At 53.1% G+C, this 1,398-nt stretch carries 1 protein-coding gene and 1 pseudogene; one reads left to right on the top strand and one right to left on the bottom strand.

The annotated features are described in order from the left end of the window. Positions 1-61 precede the first annotated feature (61 nt). Positions 62-1,000, bottom strand: coding sequence for an NUDIX hydrolase (locus ACTHUT_RS20700; protein WP_440419684.1), 939 nt, complete (start codon positions 998-1,000; stop codon positions 62-64). Positions 1,001-1,155: 155 nt separating this feature from the next. Between ACTHUT_RS20700 and ACTHUT_RS20695 the strand changes: the two are divergent. Then, positions 1,156-1,398 (top strand): annotated as a pseudogene (locus ACTHUT_RS20695) (quinolinate synthase NadA); the annotation flags it as partial.

The raw sequence follows: 1,398 nt of genomic DNA, 5'->3' as shown, positions 1-1,398 counted from the left end.
CTGCGGCTTCGTCGCCTTGTCCTGATTTTTGTTAATCCACTATAGGTCGTCTGAAAACGGGCTAACGGCTGCCCAGCGGCAGTCCGATGTCCGAAATCAGCCTGTCGGGCAGGACGTCGTCGCGGAAGCGGTAAAGCTGCGCGGGACGGCCTTTACTGCCCGATACGCCGGTATCCGACGGCTCGATGAGGTTTTGCTGCTGAATCTGTCGGCGGAAGTTTTGCTTATGCAACAATCGGCCGCTGATGGCTTCGACGCTGTTTTGTAGTTGCAGCAGTGTAAATTCGGGCGGCATCAGTTCGAAAATTACGGGGCGGTATTTGATTTTGGCGCGTAGGCGGGATAAGGCTGTCGCCAGTACACGGCGATGGTCGTGGCGCATGGGCTGCCCCGTGAGCGCGAAATCAAAGTTTGCCTGCGGCTCGGCGGCTTCCGCTATCAGGCCGCTTTCATACAGCATTTCATAGCGTTGCAAAACGTATTCTTCCGACCAGTTTTCCGGTTCTACCCCCCAGCACAAATGAATGCGCTTGAGCCGCTTTTGGCGCATTTCCTCCGTATCCGCCGAGTTTGCCCAAATGCGCAGGCGGCTGACGATGGTCTCATGTTGCCTACCGGCGCTACGTAAATCTTCCCACGGAAAATAGCAGTAGCAGTCCTGCCATTTCGCATCGGGATGCAGGATGTTGTCGGCTGCCTCACGCACCAGCCCTAGATAGCTGACGTATAAGACAGGCAGGCCTTGTTCATTTTGGCGGCTCGTATCCACAAACGTGTAAAGCTGTTCTACATAGCCCATAGGCTGTGATGTCTGCTTGGCAACCCACATTCTGACCCCTGCCTGCAAGGAGTGGCGAAGCGGTGCAAGCAAGCCATTGGGTAATAACTCTCCCTGGGCAACTGTCAAAACCCTCAAGCTGCCGTTTGTAATGGCGATCAGTACAGGAACAAGCTCAACGATACTTTGCGGATTGACCGCTGTTTCAGGATAGGCATCCATGCGTGGCTTTCATTCAAGAGAAAACCTTATTGTAAACCAAAGCGGTTTTCAGACGACCTTGCATATTATACTCAAGTTGAGCATAATATAAAAACAGTTTGAAAAACAGACGGCAAACCTTTATGCCGTCTGAAAAACAGTTACAAGGAAACATCATGCAAACCGCCGCCCGCCGCTCCTTCGATTACGATATGCCCCTTATCCAAACGCCGACTTCCGCCTGCCAAATCCGTCAGGCGTGGGCGAAGGTTGCCGATACGCCCGACCGCGAGACGGCAGGCCGTCTGAAAGACGAAATCAAGGCTTTGCTGAAGGAGAAAAACGCGGTCTTGGTGGCGCATTATTATGTTGATCCGCTGATTCAGGATTTGGCTTTGGAAACAGGCGGATGTGTGGGC

It is taken from the genome of Neisseria sp. P0022.S010 (assembly GCF_051956635.1).
This window is presented reverse-complemented; position numbering and strand designations above follow the sequence as displayed.

Coding starts and splice junctions, on each gene's coding strand:
- ACTHUT_RS20700 (WP_440419684.1), bottom strand. CDS start 1,000: ATGGATGCCTATCCTGAAACAGCGGTCAATCCGCAAAGTATCGTTGAG.